This is a genomic window from Winogradskyella luteola (assembly GCF_019203985.1).
Classification (GTDB): Bacteria; Bacteroidota; Bacteroidia; order Flavobacteriales; family Flavobacteriaceae; genus Winogradskyella; species Winogradskyella luteola.
Genome location: NZ_JAGSPD010000001.1, coordinates 180,149 through 200,249, shown reverse-complemented (window position 1 = coordinate 200,249; position 20,101 = coordinate 180,149). Strand labels below are relative to the sequence as shown.

The 20,101-nt window shown below is 34.1% G+C and carries 15 protein-coding genes; 6 read left to right on the top strand and 9 right to left on the bottom strand.

Annotated elements, in window-relative coordinates; all coding sequences use genetic code 11:
- Positions 1–57 precede the first annotated feature (57 nt).
- The 3 genes from KCG49_RS00960 to KCG49_RS00950 form a co-directional block, all read right to left on the bottom strand.
- Positions 58–6,468 carry a RemA C-terminal-like gliding motility protein gene (locus KCG49_RS00960; RefSeq protein ID WP_218544305.1) on the bottom strand — a complete coding sequence of 2,137 codons (6,411 nt, stop codon included), beginning with the start codon at positions 6,466–6,468 and terminating at the stop codon, positions 58–60.
- A gap of 179 nt (positions 6,469–6,647) precedes the next feature.
- Complete coding sequence (locus KCG49_RS00955) at positions 6,648–8,414, bottom strand: M14 family zinc carboxypeptidase (protein ID WP_218544304.1); 1,767 nt, start codon at positions 8,412–8,414, stop codon at positions 6,648–6,650.
- A 231-nt stretch (positions 8,415–8,645) separates the two neighbouring features.
- Positions 8,646–9,341, bottom strand: coding sequence for a hypothetical protein (locus KCG49_RS00950; protein ID WP_218544303.1), 696 nt, complete (start codon positions 9,339–9,341; stop codon positions 8,646–8,648).
- Between the two features lie 287 nt (positions 9,342–9,628).
- Between KCG49_RS00950 and KCG49_RS00945 the strand changes: the two genes are divergently transcribed.
- Positions 9,629–10,150 carry a hypothetical protein gene (locus tag KCG49_RS00945; RefSeq protein ID WP_218544302.1) on the top strand — a complete coding sequence of 174 codons (522 nt, stop codon included), beginning with the start codon at positions 9,629–9,631 and terminating at the stop codon, positions 10,148–10,150.
- 59 nt (positions 10,151–10,209) lie between these two features.
- Here the strand turns inward: KCG49_RS00945 and bamG are convergent, their stop codons facing one another.
- Positions 10,210–11,454, bottom strand: a complete 1,245-nt coding sequence (gene bamG, locus KCG49_RS00940; protein ID WP_218544301.1) for a BamG family beta-barrel-assembly machinery protein — start codon at positions 11,452–11,454, stop codon at positions 10,210–10,212.
- Positions 11,444–12,760, bottom strand: a complete 1,317-nt coding sequence (locus KCG49_RS00935; protein ID WP_218544300.1) for a DUF4270 family protein — start codon at positions 12,758–12,760, stop codon at positions 11,444–11,446. The genes bamG and KCG49_RS00935 overlap by 11 nt, the downstream gene beginning before the upstream one ends.
- 208 nt (positions 12,761–12,968) lie before the next feature.
- Here KCG49_RS00935 and KCG49_RS00930 point away from each other — a divergent pair, with 208 nt between their 5' ends.
- From KCG49_RS00930 to KCG49_RS00910, 5 genes are all read left to right on the top strand, one after another.
- On the top strand, positions 12,969–13,886 hold the full coding sequence (locus KCG49_RS00930) for a DUF6268 family outer membrane beta-barrel protein (RefSeq protein ID WP_218544299.1): 918 nt from the start codon (positions 12,969–12,971) through the stop codon (positions 13,884–13,886).
- Entirely contained in the window at positions 13,867–14,874 is a 1,008-nt protein-coding gene (locus KCG49_RS00925) for a Kelch repeat-containing protein (protein WP_218544298.1), read from the top strand. The genes KCG49_RS00930 and KCG49_RS00925 overlap by 20 nt, the downstream gene beginning before the upstream one ends.
- Positions 14,875–15,004: 130 nt before the next feature.
- The gene (locus KCG49_RS00920) at positions 15,005–15,349 is read left to right on the top strand and encodes a DUF4907 domain-containing protein (RefSeq protein ID WP_218544297.1); all 345 of its coding nucleotides are present in this window, start codon (positions 15,005–15,007) and stop codon (positions 15,347–15,349) included.
- 21 nt (positions 15,350–15,370) lie between these two features.
- Positions 15,371–16,423, top strand: coding sequence for a sensor histidine kinase (locus KCG49_RS00915; RefSeq protein ID WP_218544296.1), 1,053 nt, complete (start codon positions 15,371–15,373; stop codon positions 16,421–16,423).
- The gene (locus tag KCG49_RS00910) at positions 16,404–17,138 is read left to right on the top strand and encodes a LytR/AlgR family response regulator transcription factor (RefSeq protein ID WP_218544295.1); all 735 of its coding nucleotides are present in this window, start codon (positions 16,404–16,406) and stop codon (positions 17,136–17,138) included. Before KCG49_RS00915 ends, KCG49_RS00910 begins: the two co-directional genes overlap by 20 nt.
- A gap of 439 nt (positions 17,139–17,577) precedes the next feature.
- On the opposite strand, the gene KCG49_RS00905 is transcribed toward KCG49_RS00910, so the two are convergent.
- The 4 genes from KCG49_RS00905 to speB are packed head-to-tail and all read right to left on the bottom strand — an operon-like array spanning position 17,578 to position 20,101.
- A complete protein-coding gene (locus KCG49_RS00905; protein WP_218544294.1) occupies positions 17,578–17,838 on the bottom strand; it encodes a hypothetical protein in 261 nt (86 codons plus the stop codon).
- Positions 17,839–17,881: 43 nt separating this feature from the next.
- On the bottom strand, positions 17,882–18,187 hold the full coding sequence (locus tag KCG49_RS00900) for a hypothetical protein (RefSeq protein ID WP_218544293.1): 306 nt from the start codon (positions 18,185–18,187) through the stop codon (positions 17,882–17,884).
- 11 nt (positions 18,188–18,198) lie between these two features.
- Positions 18,199–19,173 carry a deoxyhypusine synthase family protein gene (locus KCG49_RS00895; protein ID WP_218544524.1) on the bottom strand — a complete coding sequence of 325 codons (975 nt, stop codon included), beginning with the start codon at positions 19,171–19,173 and terminating at the stop codon, positions 18,199–18,201.
- The gene (speB, locus tag KCG49_RS00890) at positions 19,163–20,101 is read right to left on the bottom strand and encodes an agmatinase (RefSeq protein WP_218544292.1); all 939 of its coding nucleotides are present in this window, start codon (positions 20,099–20,101) and stop codon (positions 19,163–19,165) included. Before speB ends, KCG49_RS00895 begins: the two co-directional genes overlap by 11 nt.

The window sequence follows — 20,101 nt, the reverse complement described above, 5'->3', positions numbered from 1 at the left end:
AAAACCCTGAATAAATCAGGGTTTTTCCGTGGTTAAGATTTAAGATTTGGGGCAAAATTACTTTACTAGAACTTTCTTAGTAGATACTGAACCGCTTACAGCATACAACTTAATGATATAAGTTCCAGCACTTAAATTCTTAACTTCGTATTCAGAGTAACCGCTCTCTGAAATATTTTCAATGGTATAAACAGATTGTCCTAACATATTAAATAGTTCAATCGATTTTATATCCACTAGGTTAGGGTTTATCAATACAATTTTTTCTTTATCGTTAGAGTATAATACATCTAAACTTTCACTGACTTCTTCGTCCACGCCAAGTAGTTGAGCTTCGGTAGCAAATGTAATTTCAAAGCGATCTAAGTATTCACCTGTATTTAAGAAGATTTCGTACTCACTTGCTCTTAAATCATGATAAATATTCAACTCAATATCGTGTACATATATGTTGATTTCATCAGGAACGTTTTCTAATGCATCAATATTTATACTGGTGATACCATCAATACTTGTTTTTACACCTAAAGGATATACGGTACTCATTTCAACTTCATTACTAGCTTGTATAACATATTTGTTGTCGTTAATCATCCAGAACATATCGTCAGTCTGATTATCGTAGAGTAATGCATCAAAAGCCCAATCGTAATCAAGAGTTGTACTCTCATCTATGGTTAATAAAAGTTGTCTGTGCAGTTGTAAATCATTACCGGCATTGAAACCAATTCTAAATTTCATTCTATCATCTATATCTTCTGTATTAGTTTCAGATGTTGAGACATTTTCACCTCTTAAAAACACAGAAGCTGAACTGCCTTCCTTTTGGAAAATACGTTGGTCATTTTCAAAAGTTATAGTTCCTGAGCTTGTACCAGATACAAAGAACCCTTGACTCACTGGAATATACTGACCTGGTATTTTTGTACCCACACCAACCTGAGCCACATCTGGATCTGGCGCTGGTGCTGGGACGCCTCCTGATAGATTATATAATGCATATCCGCCTTGGTATTCTTGTAATATATGAGAACCGCCTCCCCAGTGTTCCCAAAAATAAAGTGTACCCGAAGTTGCTGTATTATCCGTAATAAATTCATCGGCATTGATGGCTGAAGCATAAGGATTACCAACTAAATAATCATTACCAGCATTAATGGTCAAGGTAATATCTCCGTTATTAGGTTTTCCTAAGAACACGTAATTTTGATCGGTTAATATGGATCCAGATCCTGGGCCTTTCATGGTAAAACCTTCACCAGCATCAATATTACCTGTACGTCTTACGTGTTGCCATGCTGAATAATCGTCACTTGTTAGGTTTGCAAATTTCCAAATCCAGTAATCCGCTATTCTTATAGGGGTGCTATCAGCACCGTCATATCCCGAACTCGAAAAGTCGACAGGATTCGTACCATCTAGCATAATATCTTGTACGGTATAGCGATAGTTGGTTTTGGCAATATCAACTATACCAACTGGTGAGGACCAATAATTATAGGTAAACGTATCTGCAGTACCTTGTTGATCCTTTTCTAATAAGCCCGTTGCAGTAACATCAAGGTCACTATTTACTGGTTGAATTAATTGTGATTCTCCTTCTAAATCAATTTTTCCGTTTAATCCCATATAATGCGATACGGTAAGACCGTTTCCGGTATTGGAAACATTATCTCCATTTATGGTCAATTCATTAGCATCTACAAAAAGTCCTAAAACGGTTCTGTTATCAGCATTAGCAGATGGCAGGGAAGCATTGCTTAAACTAATATCGTGTGATGTTACAACGATACTCCAGTCTAAAGTAATATCAGTATCTACAATTGATGCAGAACCTGGTACATATTGCACACTACCATTGCTCCAAGTACTGCTTGTATCCCAGCTTCCACTTTGACTTGAGGTAAATGGTAATGGTGCTGTTTGTGTCTCTATTGAAGCATTTGTTGTATTGTATAGTCTTCCGTTTGTTGATGTGTATGAAGATTCATCAAACAAGCAATTACCTTTTACATGTGAAAATTTGTAGTAACCAATTAAAGAACTCCATGGATATGTAATTAAATCATTCTTTGTTGGCACAACACCTCTACTTTCAAAATACGACCCTCTTATGTTTGTACCGTCTGATTCAATTTCTTGATTCATACCAAAGCGAAGTTGCGTCAGGGGCAATGCTATATCAAATATGCGCAATTCGTCAATATCTCCGTTATAGAAGTCAGAAATTGTTGTAGAACCAGCCGCACCAATAATAGCTTTATGAGACGTTGCAAGAGGTGCTGGTAAGTTGGCATCATTATCAAAAACACCGTCGATATAGAGTGATATAGTGCCACCTTCATAAACAGCAGCTACATGATGCCATCTGCCAATTGGTATTGTTGTGTTGGATACTACGGTCCTTTTAGATCCATTGTACCAGTACATCTCTAAGTTTCCTGAGCTACTTATTCTAAAATCGTAACCTTCACTATCTGCACTGTTACGTTTTGAAATGATACTTTTATCATTTGAGCCTACATCTCTTTTTATCCAAGCCGAAATCGTAAAATCACCCGTTAAGTCTAAATTGTCTTCCAAGTCCACATACTTAGTAGATCCATTAAAATCAAAATGATAATCATCTAGTAGTTCTTGTGTTTTGGCTAGTGTAAAGTATTCATTGTCTTTTAAATTAACACCGCTAAACGTTATCACTTCTGTAAAAGAATCATAAGTTCCGGCATAGTTTTTATAATTTGTAAAAGATGTATTATCTGCAACGATGAGCTCTAAATCAGCTGGGCCTGATAAGCTATACTGACTTAAATCAAACTCTAACATTACTGTTCCAACATCATTAGTACCTTCTCTAGATTTCCAAACTCTATTTATGGTTTGTGTAACCCGTTCTGGAACTGTTGTGGACTGAAGTGTCACAGTGGCACCGTTGTTTCCTATCATTAAATAATCGTGGTCGTTTTCAATGCTTCCAGACTCATCGGTAAGGGTGATGATAGATTCATCTTTTGATATTTGTTCTATATGTACACTCTTGGACTTTAACTGTAAAAGTGCTGAGTTGTCATCTCTGGCAATGCCAAAAACGTTGTAGCCATAACCCGTATTATCGCTACCGTCCCATACCATGGAATCATCGGATAAGATGTAATCGTTACTTGTACCAGAATAACCAAAGGGAGTTTCGTCTGGTGTATCTTCTTCACGATAGAATTCATCATTATAGCCTAATGTAATACCATATTTTATGGCCATGTAGGATTCTACTTTTTGTCTTTCGGTTGTTGTAAGTATGCGATCATAAACTATAATTTCAGCAATATTACCAGTTAGTACGTTACCAGTTCCAGTGTTGGCGGAATTTCTTCTAGCTCCAATAAGTACGTCTACGTTGTTAATCTCTCCATCTCCAAAACCATCATCACCGTTTGATTTTATTGTCAATGGATCTAAATAACCATTTACATATCTTTGAATTCTGCTTGTATTAGGGTTGTCTACAAGGCTGGCACCATCAACATCTATGACTGCAGATGATATTTTTGCAGCATTTCTCGCATGGATTGTACCGTAGTTTATTCCCGGCTCAGTACCTCTTGCTAAAGTGTAATGAACAACCCTATCCGTATCACCCAGCCATAATTGATAACTACGATTGTCATTGTCGGCTCGGGATAGCATAGTACCTGCACCGCTACCATCGGTTAAGAACGCTGCGAAAATAGACATACTTGAGCGTTTTGAAGCTGTAGGTGCGGCAGGAGATGGTACGATATCCAAACCAGTTCCATCAACTTCTGCTGTTGGAATTCTAAAGTATCTGCTTTGGCTTCTGGTAAAGCTTAGAGCAGGATTAAAATTAATAACGTCTGTTGTGTATATGGGCGCATTGGCACCACCTTGCTCTACGGTAAAATTATTCGGAGAGTAATCAGTCCAATCAGTAACTTCAGCGCCATCTGTAGTTGTGCTTGTTCCTGCATTGGCTTTAACCCATAACTGTAAATCAGTGCTACCAATATTTCCTGGATTTGCCGATGGTGGTGGTGGCGTGACTCCAATACCAGTTATATCAAAATTATAGGGGTCTTCATTGGTATCATTATTTGCTATTGAAACTGAAGCTGTTCTTGTTCCGTCTGTACTTGGATTGAATGTAATTTCAAAAGTTGTAGATCCTGATGAAGCAATAGAGGAATTCGGTGTTGAAGTTAGAATAAAATCTGCAGCATGTGCACCAGAAATTACAACATACGGAGAACCACCTGTTAGTGATAAAGCGGTTGTCCCGGTATTCTGTATTGTGAAAGTGTTTACTTGTGTGCCACCTGAAGTGGTAATACTTCCAAAGTCGGTATTATCAGCAACATCTGGTGTGGTATCACCATCTACTATAGTGGTGGCATTACCTTGGATATTTATCTCTGGGCCAGACACGACAGCAAGAATATTTATGGTATAATCTTCAACTTCACCATAATCAAAAGATTCACATTCTGTAGGTATACCGTTATACTTCATAGATACTCGCATTCTTGTGCTACCTAAGGTTGCACCTGGTGGTATTGTAAAACTACCCGAAATAGGGGTTGTAACTGTTGGAGTTTGAGTAAATACCAATTCACCAGCATCTTCAAAGTCGAAATCATTGTTAAAGTCTACCCATATAGCGTAACCCTCATCATATACAGTACCGGTCCAAGTTGGTGTTATAGTAAATGAGTAGTTGGTAGATCTATTGACATCTGCTGAAATTGCTGTAAAATCTGAATAACCTGTACTGGTTGTTCCCTCACCTGAGGAATTGTTATCAATTATTCCAGCAAATTGAAACCTATCAATATATTCATCAGCAGTACTGTTTCCGTTAGAAGAACAATAAGTCGGTGTATTGCCCGTACCTTGTATATCAAAGTTATACGGATTTTCATCACTGTCGTCATTAGCTATAGACACGGATGCAGTTCTTAAGCCACTAGCAATTGGGTTAAATGCAATCTGAAATGTGGTCGATCCGCTTGGGCCAATTGTCGAAGATGGTATTGTGGTAACTGTGAAATCTGTGGCATTTGTACCAGAAATACTCACATAAGGTGAACTTCCTGTTAAACTTAAATCTGCAGTACCTGTGTTTTGTATGGTAAACGTATTGACTTGTGTTCCGCCAGAAGTTGATACTGTCCCAAAATCTGTATCGTCAGTTGCGGAAGGTGTGGCATCTCCGTCTACTATTGTATTGCTGTTGCCTTGTATGTTTATTTCAGGACCAGTAGGTGTTGATAAACTAGATAAATCTATGATCTGAATTTCATGTTGCATTGTATTTCCACTACGATGGGACCAGTGCGAAGCTGATGCAGCAGAATTAAAATAGTAGTTTCTCCAGCCTCTACCATAAGCCGTACCACCTCCTGTACTTATGGAAGAACCGACAATTAATGCTTCACTGGTATTGGATAAACCAGCAGAACTTATATCTATTATTGTTTCTCCTTCTGTAGAAGATGTATTTGAAGAAAACCGTGTTACATTTAAGTCAGAGTTAGCTAAGACATGTACAAACTGCCGATTGGTACCATTAGATAAATGGCCAGACTGAAATGTCCAATCTACAGTTTCATTATTAGAGCCAGGATCCATCAACGGCCAGTTATCTTCAATCCCTTGATTAGTACCTCCAATATCATCACCTCTATGATGGCTAAAAATTATGGCTTCACTCCAAGCACTTACACTTGTGGCTGTACCCGAACCATCTGAATTATTTCTTAATGTTATAGTTCCTGTATCTGCTGCTGTATCACCAGAATCACCATGTAGAACAGTCCAATTACTCCCTGTAAATTCTACAACTGTTATATACACGGTTACGTTATTGGCACTAGTGCCTTTCTCTACCCGTAACGTCGTAGCATCTTCCAAATAAGCAATGGCAGTACCAGAATCCCCTCCGTCAATGGTATTATCAGATAAAATACCCGTTATAAAAGGGATACAATCTGCCGCATTGCTTATACCAGATAAAGCTTGTGTAATGCTATTTGTTGCTCCGTTTAGATCTACGGTATATCTGCCTCTAACAATCATTTCATTATTTCCGCCAGAAGGACCGATATACTCCCATATCGAACTGTTAAATCTCGTGTTTGTAGCAGTGGAACCAGATTGCCTGTAGTAGGTCAAAGTACCTGTCCCAGTTAATACTCTTGCACCAGAAAGATCATCTGCATCTAAGTTACCAGTCACTCCGTCTGTTCCTGCAGTTACCTTTCGGTTATTGTTTGCCAATACAAATGCATTGTTAAGTGATGACACAGTAGTGAAACTGGTGTTAGTTCCACCGGAATTGCCCATATCATTTTGAAGGTGTTGTACGTTAAAGTCTTGTGCGAATAAGGATGTTGATAACATAAAGATTAATGCAAAGCATGCATAACCTTTTACAGTTAGGGTAAAAGTTTTCATAAGCGGTTAAGTTTAGTTTGGGACTAAATTTATACTACAAACATAATGTGTTATTCCATAAAATGCAAAAATAATCGTTGAAATGCACTTTTAGTTTGTAATGCTTTGAAAAACAAGTGAATAAAAAAATCTATTATTTATAAAAATAAATGACTTTAAGATTACACTTTGTTAAAAAGCTATCGTTTTATAAACTGTTTTATAACTGTGCCTATAGCTATGTTATTTGAGTTTATTTCCCCGAATAAGTTTGTGCTTGTTGATGTGCTATAATCACTGCTGATTTCCCTGTAGCTAATATCAAAACTAGACCCTGAATCATAAGACAGATTCAATGGTGATGAAGGTAATATTGCGTCCGTAAGATTTAAATTTTCTGGAATTTCGGGTATTAATGGAGTCATTAGTATATCGCCTAAAACTTTCTTTTCGTAGTTGTCTATTGTTTGGCTATATATAATAACAGATTCATAATATGGTGCTTCAAACATAATATCATACGTACCAGCGTTAATAGGTCTATAAAAGTCACCATGAAGTGCATTACTAACTGTATGTGATCCATGGGCATCATGTCCAACAATAGTTACGGTAGCCTCAATAGAAGTTCCGTCATTACAGTCCTTTACTACGCCGATAAAGCCGTATATACCTTGTGTAAGGTAGTCTAACAATGCATCTCTGTTATAGTACCAATAATCGACAAGTGAACTTTCGGGCAATATTTTTTCATCGGAAAGTTCTATGGTTACCTCTTTACATTGGTGATAATAATTCATATAATCTTGGTGACTACCATATATACGATACCATTCTGCTCCATGTGTAACACCTTTGCTAGGGTAAACATCACTATCTTTATCATCGGTCATGTAAGAGGGTTTATTTGTATAAGACGGAATAGAGGTATTACCTGAGTTAGCATCAGTTTGACATTCCGTTGCATAGGCCACAGATACATTTTCAAACCAATCTCCATCGGGATGTGTATACTCATTTACATATACATTATCAAAGGGATAGTTTACAAGCTCTGACCCACCATGAAAGCTTGCTGAAATAACAAAATGGTTCTCCTCAGCAAGTTGCATAAAATGTAATGTTTCCGTCTGGTAAGGATTGTCGTCAGCATGTGCTCCTTTTCTACTATCAGGATAGTTTCTGTTAAGGTCTACATTATTAGCATTACCTCTTCTAGCATTGGCTACTGAAGTGTTATCGGGACTATCGTGGTATGTACCATCTGGATTTGCATTTGGGTTAATCCATAGCTCAGCATTTTCAACCAAATTCTTAACCCTAGCGTGGTCGGTATGACCTGTATCGCTATATACTGTGAGTATGTAATTAATAAGACTTAACATCATAGGATAGCCAGCAATTTCATCACCATGCATGGATGATGTAAACATAAGTTTGGGTTCTTGCTCATCGGTCGATACATTATCCGATATTTTTACAAATAGTAGTTCTTTATCTCCTTCACCTGTCGATCCGATACTAAACATATCTACTAAAGCAGGATAGTTATCTTCAAAATCTTGCATTTGCTGAGCATACTCAGCGTAAGTAGGATATGAGCTTACAGGAAATGATAATGTGGACTGAACCTCTCTATTGGCTAAAGGTCTTACATCATATATTTTTGCTTCTCTAACCTCATTTTCATCCTGAGGTACTTGAAAAGGAATGTTCTTAGATTCAAACTTTCTAAACTGTGCTTTATTTGCCCAAGCTATAACAGTTTTGGTATTTGGATTATAATTGATTAAAGAAAGGTTTTTGGTATAAATAGGCACATCCTCATGATTTTCAACCTGAAATGTAAATGTTAACTCTCCTTTACTGGATAAGTAGTTTTCAGCTCTTTCTTTATCTGAGCTTTGAGCGGTTAAGTAAGTTACTCCAAATAAAATTAGAGCAATGGTTAGGGATATTTTTTTCATTAGATTTGGGATTCAATGAAATTTATTGCGAGGCTAATATATAAATTTATTTGATAAAATTTCTATGAAATGCATAAAAAATCGATAAAATGTAAATTATTGTAAACTTAATTTCTGTAGATCTTTGGGTCTTAAGGTTTGCCAATGAAATGTATTAGCTTTACCTACTTCTAACGAGACAAGATTGTTATATGACCTAATTTTTTGGTTAATACTCAAGCATAAATTATTTCAATTGAGCATTCGATTTTTAAAATCTGTAAAGTTTTCAATAGCTTCACCCTTTACTAACCAAGACGTACCAAAGGCAAAAACAGCTATAGTTTCAAATATATAAACGTAGTACTCATTGATAATAAAGTTGATATCGAATTTCTCAAGGACAAGCCCAGTAATAAGAAGTGCTACGGAAATAAATACCACATTGCCGCAGTGTTTGTAAATTTTATTGTGTAAAGCTTTCTTTCCCCTGGTAAATTTGTATTTCGATATCCAGCCCATACATAAGATAAACATACCAGCACTTACCAGATGGATAGTACTTAGCGTCGTGTTATTATGTCCAAAAAGAGGGTAATTTTCACTCACACATAAATTATCTATAGTAACACTTGCACTGCCATAACAAATAGTTGGTATAAAGACGACTATTAAAGCAGCAAAACCGCCAATATTTGTTAAGAAATCATCACTTACTTGTTCGGTTTCTGTGTCTTTAACATAGCCTTTATAGGAAATTAAAAAAAGACCAAACGCCGAAAGAATAATAATGAAAAGCAATGAAGAAAGTGTAGCGTAATAGTAATGACTTATTGAAGACAAAAATTCCCACTTAACGATTGGGAGAATGATGGGTAATGATAGCCCTAAAGTACCAATGAGTTTACGCATTCTATAATCCGAAGGTTGTAATTCTTGTGATGGCATAGGCTATATAGTGATTTAAGATTATAGTCTAAAGTTAAGGAAAATTTTGACCTAAAGCATTGATTTGTTGAATGTTTTAGCGATTTTTAGATTTAAACTTAATATCTCTGAATTATGAAAATATAGAATATTAAGTCGCGTTTTTTTCAAAAATTTTGGTTAGCCTACCATATTTGATTCCATAAATTTTAAATGAAAACTTAATTTTTATATATTGATGGACAGATAAAAAATAAATAAGCTTTAAAACACTTTAAAATTAATACGAACAATAAGTACATTTAAAAATGAAAAACAAGAAAGTCTTCAACATTACAATTATTGCATTGGGTCTAATGATTTCTTTTGCTATCCAAGGTTGTAAAAATGTTGATAAGGAATACCACGAACAATTAGTTAAAATGCATGCGGAAATGGATTCAATTCACCAGACTATGGAAACCGCACATGCTAAATTTGAAAAAGAACACGAAAGATTGAAAAGCCAGCATGAAGCTACAGATAGTATCATTGACGAAGCCAGCCATAAGGCTTATGAAATGGAACATTCAAAAATGATGAAAAAACATGCAGCTCTACTCGAAACACATGAGAAACTGATGAATGAGCATGAAAAAATTGAACAAAGTCACTTAGATGGAGATAAGGATATTGAGGAAATTAAATCAGAGCACGAAAAACTAAAATCTGATCACCAAAGCATGGAAAAGGAACATAAAATGATGATGGAGGAGCACGAAAAAATGAAATCAGAGCATCTTGCCATGCAGAAAGAACATGAAGAAACAATGGATAAAAGTGAGAACTAGACTCCGTTAGAAGTTAAAAGCTGAAAGGGTTGATTTATATAAGAAATCGACCCTCTATTTTAATTATACTTCCTTTGTTGAAACCAGATATTTGAAAGTGTAAGATTTAAATTTAGAGTGCTGAAATTTTCGTTTACCAAGAAACTATTTGTAGAGCCTCTGTTGCCAACATTGTAAGAAAAGTTTAAATTGGAGCCAGAGTTTCTTCCAATTGGTAGGCCAAAACCAAAAGAGGCACTATAACTATCTACACGATTGTTGTCGATTTCTAAATAACCAGTATTATAGTTTATACCAGCTCTAAAGTTAATACGTTGCCAATATTTTAGACTATTTGGATTTACCATAAATTCTGCACCAATTGCAAAAATGCTTTGGTCAACATATTTTCCAACACCATCTTCTTGGTTTGTACCTGACCAAAAACTTGAGTTATAGTCGGCTGAGAGGAGAAGATTTTTAAACGTTGTACTAAAGCCTATTCCAAATCTTAGAGGTAGCTTAAAGTCATCAATATTCTTATCCACACTTTCCTCTAAAATGGTAATACCATCAAATGAGAATTTTTGTGAGTTTGTGTCTTGCTTTCCGCCAAGTGAAGTTGGTAAATCTAGACTTAGACCAATATTGTAGCGTTCTTTAAGTTTATATTGTAAACCAAAACCCATAGTGGCACCATTGTAGTAACTAATATCATTGTTTGATATACGGCTGTTTTCAGCTATAACAGATTCTGTTTCATCAACCGATCCAAAGAAATACGAAAACTTTATTCCAACATTTAAATTAGATGATAATTTTCTTCCGTAATCAAGCCTTACTTCACTCAAACCACCAGAGCCGTCTATATTAGTCGTAAATTGTTCATTGCTACCTTCAATATTGCTCTTAATACCAATAAGTGCGTAACCTACGCTAGTTGCTGGTCGTAGTGATAAGCCCACACCATACTTTCCGTTACCATTAAAACCCAATGAAATATTAGAAAAATTTGAGGCAAAACGCATCTCATTACGGCCACCGCTGGAAATGCTTTGTATTTCTGTGAACATACCTATATCAAATACAAATCGTTCTTTTTCAATTGAGGCAAAAGAAGCTGGGTTGTATAGATTAATTTGATTGTCACTTTCTAAAGCCAAACCCAGTCGTCCCATTCCACTATTCCTACCGGTATTACTATTGCTTTCCACACCAATTCCAAATAATGAATAAGGAGAACCGGTTAAATTGTTGGTTTGAGACCAGACACTAAATGAGGAGAGTATCAATGCAAATTGAGTAAAGAGTATTCTATTCTTCATTTAAAATAGCATAGGTTAAGAATAGTTTAGCTTTAAAATCATCATTAAAGGCATCATTAAACTTTAGGCTGTTAACTGTAGAATTAAATTCTGGTGGTAATAAAATGAGTGCATCCTCAGTTTCTGGTTGTTCTAAAAATTTATTATCAACAAACTCTAAAACAGGTACTGAATAAATGATATCACCAAACTCTTCATTTTCTCTCACTAATGAAGCAGATACCAAACCAACACTATTTGCAATTTGAAATGTTATGTCATTATTTTGGTTTATCACATAGAGATCTAAAAAATCAGAAATTGTTTTTATATCTGAGTAAGAGCTATTGTTGGGTTTTATTTCTAAAGTAGCATTAAGTATAGTGCCTGTTCCAGGTATTTCGTTAAGTTTTTTAATGGAAGGAAATTCAATTCGAGTAACGTAACCAATACCAGCTTGGAGGTATGAAAAATTACTACTTTCTGTGGATGGTAGTATATTTTCTTGGTCATCTATCAGTTGAAGCGGTAAGTTACTAACATCACTTTGTATATTGTTAAAATAAGTGTTTGCACTAAATTGATTTATAATTAACTCCAATTCTTCATCATCATCTTCTAATTCATCTGGTACGGTATAATAAAGCTTAACATAACTTTCTGCTATATCAAAACCAACAATAGATCCATTGTCCAAATCACTTGGTTGTATGGTTATTCCTTTTAATATTTGTGCTAAAGATTCCACATCATCTATCTCGTTATTCTGAATTCCTTGGAATATATCCTGTCCAAACTGAAAAGGTAACGAAACGTATAAAGAATCTCTACTGGGTTCGGGTATAAAGCTAAAAGAAGCAAGTGCTGTTGGCTCATAATCAAACTCAGATGTATTATAGAGGTTTCCATCTTCACTATCTATACGGTCCAATAGTTTGTGGACGTTAATAGTTATGGTCTGAGTGGTGTCGTTAAAGAAATAGTTATCATAGTTTAAAACTAAACCTACACTGTCTAAAGTAGCTTCATCATCTATAAAAAAATTGTCCGATGTTAATTCAAAATAAGCAGATGCCTTAACATTACCAAAATCTTCATCTTCATATCTACCAAATAACAGGCGCTGAGAGTTTGATGTTATTATTGAATCAAACTTCATTGTGGATAATCTAACTTCTAATGTGTCAATGGAGATAACTCTAATATTCGTATTTGTAAAATCTTCACCAACTGTTAAAGTGGGTATCTCATCTGAATCAGCGCAGCCAATTATTACGCTAAGACATAATATGATTTTAACAACTTGCTTTGTGACCTTTAGCTTCATAAACTCGATTTTTAACAAAAAAAGCCATTAAAATAGAGCGAAAGAAGATTATTATACGAGCCTTTATTTCATATATACGAAAACTACTTAATCATCTATTAAAGTAAAATATCTGATTGATATATGTAATAACCTAATTAATCTATAAAAACGGATTGTTGGTATAGTTTGTTTAAAAGTCATAAAAGCAAGCTTTAAGTTCGTATTGATGAATAAAATCGCAGTACTATTTTTTAGTTTTTTCACTATGCTATCTACAGCACAAAACGCACCGTTATTAAGCAATGGTTTAGAGTTGGGTAGGTTTGAGTACAGCCTTCTGCCAAGTTTAGGTGATACACAGCTAGAAAAAACAGCAGTGTCATTGGGAATGGGTAAAAAAATCAATAAATCGCTTTTAGCTGTTAGATTGAATTATACTAAATACGATATTTATTTTAAAGATGCTCTTTTTGGCAATGCATTAAATGATTTTGAAAACATACATACTATAAGACTTAACCTTATATACAAAAGACCACTAAGAAATAACTGGTTTCTTAATGCTTTAATTTCACCTATGCTGTCATCTACATTTGAGGGTGACATATCAGCGGACGATTTTTTTTACAATACGTTTTTAAGTACAAGTAAGGTGTGGACAAAAAATGATCTGAAATCTAACCTTACAGTAGGTATTGGTTTTGGTACTTTATTTGGTCGTCCACGTTTATTTCCTCTAGTGTCATATAGTAGGCAAGTAAGCTTAAATACAAAATATAGCATAGGATTACCTGTAACTGGTCTCTTTCATAATATTGATAAGAAAAGCGCAATCAATTTTACGTTAAGTCCCGAAGGATTTTTTGCAAATAATTCAGCTAGTATTTTAAATGCGCAGGGTGAAGAAATTGCAAATTCAAGAATGCAGTTTAATGGATTAAAAATTGCATTAGGTTATCAATTAAAATTTGAAGAGAATTGGATAACACACTTTAAACTTGGATATATGCCAATTAGTAATATGGAGGTCATCGACATAGAAGATGACACTTTATATGATATTGATACTAATGAAACAATTTTTCTAAACATAGCCGTAAGCTTTAATTTAAATAAAAAACGAAATGAAAAAACAAAAAATTAATAGTAAAGTTTTAATAATAGTTTGTCTGTTTATTACCTCTTTTTATAGTTGTGGGGACGATGACGATGACGACGACTTAATTGGTAATTGGGCAGAAACCTCAGTTTTTAATGAAGAACCTAGGAGTAGTGCAACCGCATTTACCATAGGCAATAAGGGCTATATGGGAACAGGTTTTGATGGTGACGATTATTTTAACGATTTCTGGACTTATGATTTTGCGACAAATTCATGGCAACAGCTTGCAGATTTTTCAGGTCAAGAAAGGAGTTCTGCAGTAGCTTTCACAATAGGTAATACCGGATATATAGGTACTGGTTTTAATGGAGATACAAATCAAGAGCTATCAGATTTTTACAAATATGATGTAAGCGCAAATACATGGCAGCAAATTTCTGATTTTGGTGGGACAGCACGCTACGGTAGTGTAGGTTTTGGCTCAGATTCTTATGGATATGTAGGTACTGGTTTTGACGGTGATGGTGATAAAAAAGATTTTTGGAAATATGACCCAACATCAGATACATGGGAGGAATTGTTTGGATTTGGAGGGTCAAAACGTAGAGACGGAGTAACATTTACCATAGGGTCAGATGTATTTTTAGCAACTGGTGTGAGTAATGGTATATACGAAGATGATTTTTGGGTATTTAATATGAATACTGAAACATGGTCTGTTTTAACTGATATTGATGATGATGACAGCGATGATGTTATCAGAGCCAATGCTGTTGCATTTTCATTAAATGGACTAGGTTATATTGCATGCGGTGAAGTTGGTGGGGCATTGGGTACAGTTTACGAATATAATCCAAATAGTGATGAATGGGTAGAAAGAACATCATTTGAGAGAGTCGCAAGAAGAGATGCCGTAGCTTTTAGTAATGGCCAAAGAGCTTTTGTAGCTCTAGGACGTAATGGAACATTGTATCTCGATGATAATATGGAATTTTTTCCAACCGCCTCACAAGATGATGATGATAACTAAGAATAATTTGAGTTTTTAAAATTGATAAGATTAATAGCCAAATGTTGAGTCAGGTGAGATATGATAATCCATTTTATATTTATCCTGACTCTTTTAATTTTAAGTAGAAAGTAATTGATTACAGTTAATAATGAAAGAAGTATTTAAATACGTGTCGATTTTTTCAATAATTGTTATAGCTATAGCTTTAATTTTTCCTGCGATAACCAATATGGATGGTGAAAAAGAAAAAAATAAATATTATTTAAAAGTACTTAAAAAGGATACTTGCTGGATTTATGAAATAGCTAAAAATGATAAGGTCTTGATACGGCAAGAATACATACCAGCCATTAGAGGAAAACAGGTTTTTAAATCAAAAAAGGATGCAGAAATTATAGGAAAGTTAGTTTTAAATAAGCTATATAGAAATCAAATACCAAGGCTAACAATTGATGAAGTAACGGCTAATAATATTACCTTTAATAATTTATAACAGTATAAACTTTATGTTATTTTGAAAAATGTACCACATTTAAAAGAATTGTTTATTCACATATCGGTATGGTTATGCTTTTCTTTAATACCAATAACCACATCATTTTTTGAATTAGACAGAGTGCCATCAAATGTATATTCGAAGATATTGTTGATGCCTATACTGTTCTATTCCAACTATTTCATCTTTGTGCCTAAACTATTATTAAGGCGGAAGGTTCTACTTTATATAGTTACATCGGTTTTATTTTTAGTAGTTTTTAATTACTTAACCATTAAAATTGTACCCAACGCTTCTCTCGATACATTACAAGAAGAAATCCTAAAGCGACGTGGGGATATTCCATTTTTAAGAGGAATGAGATACATGATGCCCTTAATATTTTCCCTTTCTATTTTTTTGTTGGGAGGTATTTTCTCTTTAGTTATAGATTTTTATAAAAGAGATCGTTTATCTAAGCAATTAGAAAGCAATAAAAAAGAAATTGAGTTACAATTTTTAAGAACCCAATTAAATCCGCATTTTCTGTTCAACTCATTAAATAGTATATATTCATTGGTTAGAAGTAAGTCCGATGATGCCGAAGAAGCAGTAATAACTTTATCAGAATTAATGCGTTATATGCTCTACGAAGTTGGGGAAGCAAAAGTGCCTTTAGAAAAAGAGATTAACTATATTAAGCACTATATAGCACTTCAGCGACTAAGACTAAAAAACTCTGAAGACGTAAAATTGAATATACATGGGGAGACAAAACATCTAAAAATACATCCCTTGCTATTAATTTCGTTTATAGAAAATGCATTTAAATATGGTACAGATTACCGAGGTAATACCCACGTTAATATACTAATAGAAATAAATGAAAATTTATTGAGCTTTAAAGCAGAAAACATTATTGGTTTTTATAAAAAGGATGAAACTAACTCTGGTGTCGGGTTAAAAAATATTGAGAATCAACTTAACCACCTATACAATGGTAGCCATAAATTAATTACCAAAACAGAAAATGGATATTATAAAGTGGACTTGTCTTTAAAATTAGAACAAAATGAAATGCATAATAATTGATGATGAACCTTTAGCCATTAATGTTGTGGAATCCTATTGCAATACCTTGGGGTCATTAACTGTGGTTAAAACCTTTACCAATGCTTTAGAGGCTTTAGATTTTTTGAATAGTAATACTATAGATTTAGTGTTTTCAGACATAGAAATGCCACAAATTTCTGGTATAGACTTTATTAAATCTATTGAGAATAATAGACCGTTTTTTATTTTTACTACAGCTTACCCTCAATATGCCTTAGAAGGTTTTGATTTAAATGCTACTGACTATTTGGTAAAACCAATTCCTTTTCCAAGATTTATCAAAGCTATAAACAGGGTTAAGGAATTATTGAGTTTAAATCAAAAACAAAAGTACATCGAAACTAATTTATCTTCAGCGGGTTATGAAAATCAACTACAGGATGATTTTATTTTTATAAAGTCTGAATATGAAAACTTAAAATTAAACGTATCCGAAATACTATTTATCCAAGGCTTAAAAGATTATTTGAAAATATTTATGGTTAATTCTAAACCAGTACTGACATTAATGAATTTTAGACAAATATTACTTAAGCTACCAAATAAATACTTTATAAGAGTACATAGGTCTTATGTTGTTAATGTGAATAAAATAGATTCTATTCAGAAAAATAAAATCGTATTAAATAATGAGCGAATTCCAATAGGTGAAGTATATAAAAATGAAGTTTATAGTAGATTTAACATTAAATAAACTTCAGAATTCTCTTTTGCAAATATTTTCGACCATAATTGAATTGGTTGTTCCTAAAAAGACCAAGAATTTATCTTGAGGTTTCCCTTTTTTTAAAGCGTAGCTAGATCGAGTTTTTTTAAAAAAGTGGCTTGAGTTTTTAGTCCCAAATTCTGATTGGTTAGTTTGTAATACATTTTACCCCAAGAATCAATTTCTAATATAATTCCAAAATGGAAAGAAGACAAAAGTTTTCCTTCAAAAGTATGCCTAGGGTTATTAAAATCAAATTTACTGACTTGAGTAAATGTTACCTCATGTCCAACAAAAAGGTTATATCCAACTAATTATTGGCATACCTTCCTAGAGTAGCATCAATAGTATATATAATACTTTTTAGTTCCAACTATATTATAGCATGGAAGTGATAAGTGAAATAAATTTTTCATTTGATTAGTTTTTATATGAGCTTTAATTCCATGATTCTGAATGTCAAAAAATCTTCGTCATCCAAATCATTAATAATCTCCTTATAGGTTACTTCAAATGTAGAACCTACATACTCTTTACTGTGAAGATCAAACTTTTCCAAAACAGTAGTATTCACTTCCTCAAAAACAATAAGTTCGTCAAATGAAAATTGGAACGTAAAATATCCATTATGATGTTTTACAAAAACACCTTCTTCTGTTCTAATCTCTTCGGTATTATAGTAATTCATTGCAATATCAGTTTAAATTAAAAAGTTTTATTAATAATCGAAATCAATACTCCTCAAAATCATCGTTACGTAAAGTGTCGAAATCGATATTTTCATCGTCTTCTTTATCTTCATCATTATGAGCGCTTTCATTGTCTTCGAAATCTTCCATAGCTTGTATTAAACGTTTTCCAACTTTTACAAGATATATGGTGTCCTCTGTTCGTATCTCAACAGCTTCAATATGTTCATTTTGAGCATTTCTAAATGCAATAATGTCTTTGTCACCATAACCCTCGGGGAATTTCTCAACTAATAGATTTAATAGTTCAGCATTAAGTTTTTGGTAATCTACAATTTTACGTATCATTTTGTTTTTTGTTACATATCTAATAAATAAGCGAAAATTAAAGGTGCTACTATGGTAGCATCACTTTCTATAATGAACTTGGGCGTATTAATATCTAACTTTCCCCAAGTGATTTTTTCGTTAGGAACAGCTCCAGAATAAGAACCATAACTTGTTGTGGAATCACTAATTTGACAGAAGTAGCTCCAAAAAGGTGTATCTGTACGCTCCATATCTTGATAAAGCATAGGAACAACACATATAGGGAAATCGCCTGCTATTCCTCCTCCAATTTGAAAAAAGCCTATTCCTTTCTTAGAATTAATAGTATACCAATCAGCAAGGAAAGTCATATATTCAATCCCTGATTTTATAGTACTGGCTTTCAAATCCCCTTTTAGAACATAACTAGCAAAAATGTTCCCCATCGTACTATCTTCCCAACCTGGGCAAACTATAGGTAAATTCCTTTCAGCGGCCGCGTACATCCAAGAGTCTTTTATATCTATCTCATAATATTCTTCCAAGACTCCAGATAGCAGAAGTTTATACATATATTCATGAGGCAAATGGCGCTCACCTTTCTCATCAGCATCTTTCCAAATAGCATAGATGTGCTTTTGAAGTCTCCTAAAAGCTTCTTCTTCAGGGATACAGGTATCGGTTACTCTATTCAGTCCTTGTTCTAATAGATTCCACTCTTGCTGTGGTGTTAAATCTCTATAATTTGGCACTCGTTTATAATGCGAATGTGCTACTAAATTCATAATATCTTCTTCAAGATTCGCACCTGTACAGGAAACAATATGCACTTTTTCTTGACGAATCATTTCTGCAAATATCTTTCCTAACTCAGCGGTACTCATAGCTCCAGCCAATGACACCAACATTTTTGCTCCATTATCTAATTCAGACTCGTAAGCTTTTGCCGCATCTACTAAAGTCGCCGCATTAAAATGTAAGTAATACTCTTCTATGAAATTTGAAATAGCTCCTTTAGTAGTCATCATCCTCATCAAATTTTAAATAGTTTCCTAAATGGTTTGATTCCTCGTATGCATCGTCATAATTATCGTCGTCAGCTTCATTTTGAAATTTATAGCTCAACATTTTGTAGTAGAGCTTAGCAGCTAAAAAGTCTGACGATTTTTCATCCTTATTTGGACATAACTCAACGATATCAAAGCCAACCACATTTTTCTCTTTAAATACTTCCTTCAAAAAATCCAAAGTTTCATACCAAAATAGTCCACCTGGTTCTGGTGTTCCTGTGCTAGGTAATATAGATGGGTCAAAAGCATCTAAATCAAAAGTGATAAAAACATTGTCTGTCATTTGATCAATCGCTGAATCCATCCATGAGTCATCACTAGCCATTTCATGAGCAAAATAAGTTTTGTCAAAATCCATAACAGATTTTTCTTTTGCATCCATAGACCTGATTCCTACTTGAATTAAATTTGTATTCTGACTTGCTTCATATACTGCGCAAGCATGGTTACATGCGCTACCTTCGTAAGATTTCCTTAAATCAGCATGCGCATCTATATGCAACACGGTAAGGTTTTGAAATACTTCGTTAAAAGCTCTTATAGTCCCTATGGAAACTGAGTGCTCTCCTCCAATAATGGTAACAAACTTATTCTTCTTTATATACTTTTTAGTCTCTTGATGCACAGCATCTACCATAGCTTCAGGCGTGGCATTTAAGGTCACTGGTTCAACAAGATATATTCCGTTTTTATAAACTTCTGAATCCGTTTCTATATCATAAAGCTCCATGTTTTCTGAAGCCTCAAAAAATGCGTCAGGTCCTTTTTCTGCACCTTTTTGCCATGTACTTGTGCCATCGTAAGGGACAGGTATTAAAACAATTTTTGATGTGTCTAATTTTGCATATTCATCTGGTATGCCAGCATAGTTTTTAGTGTTCAT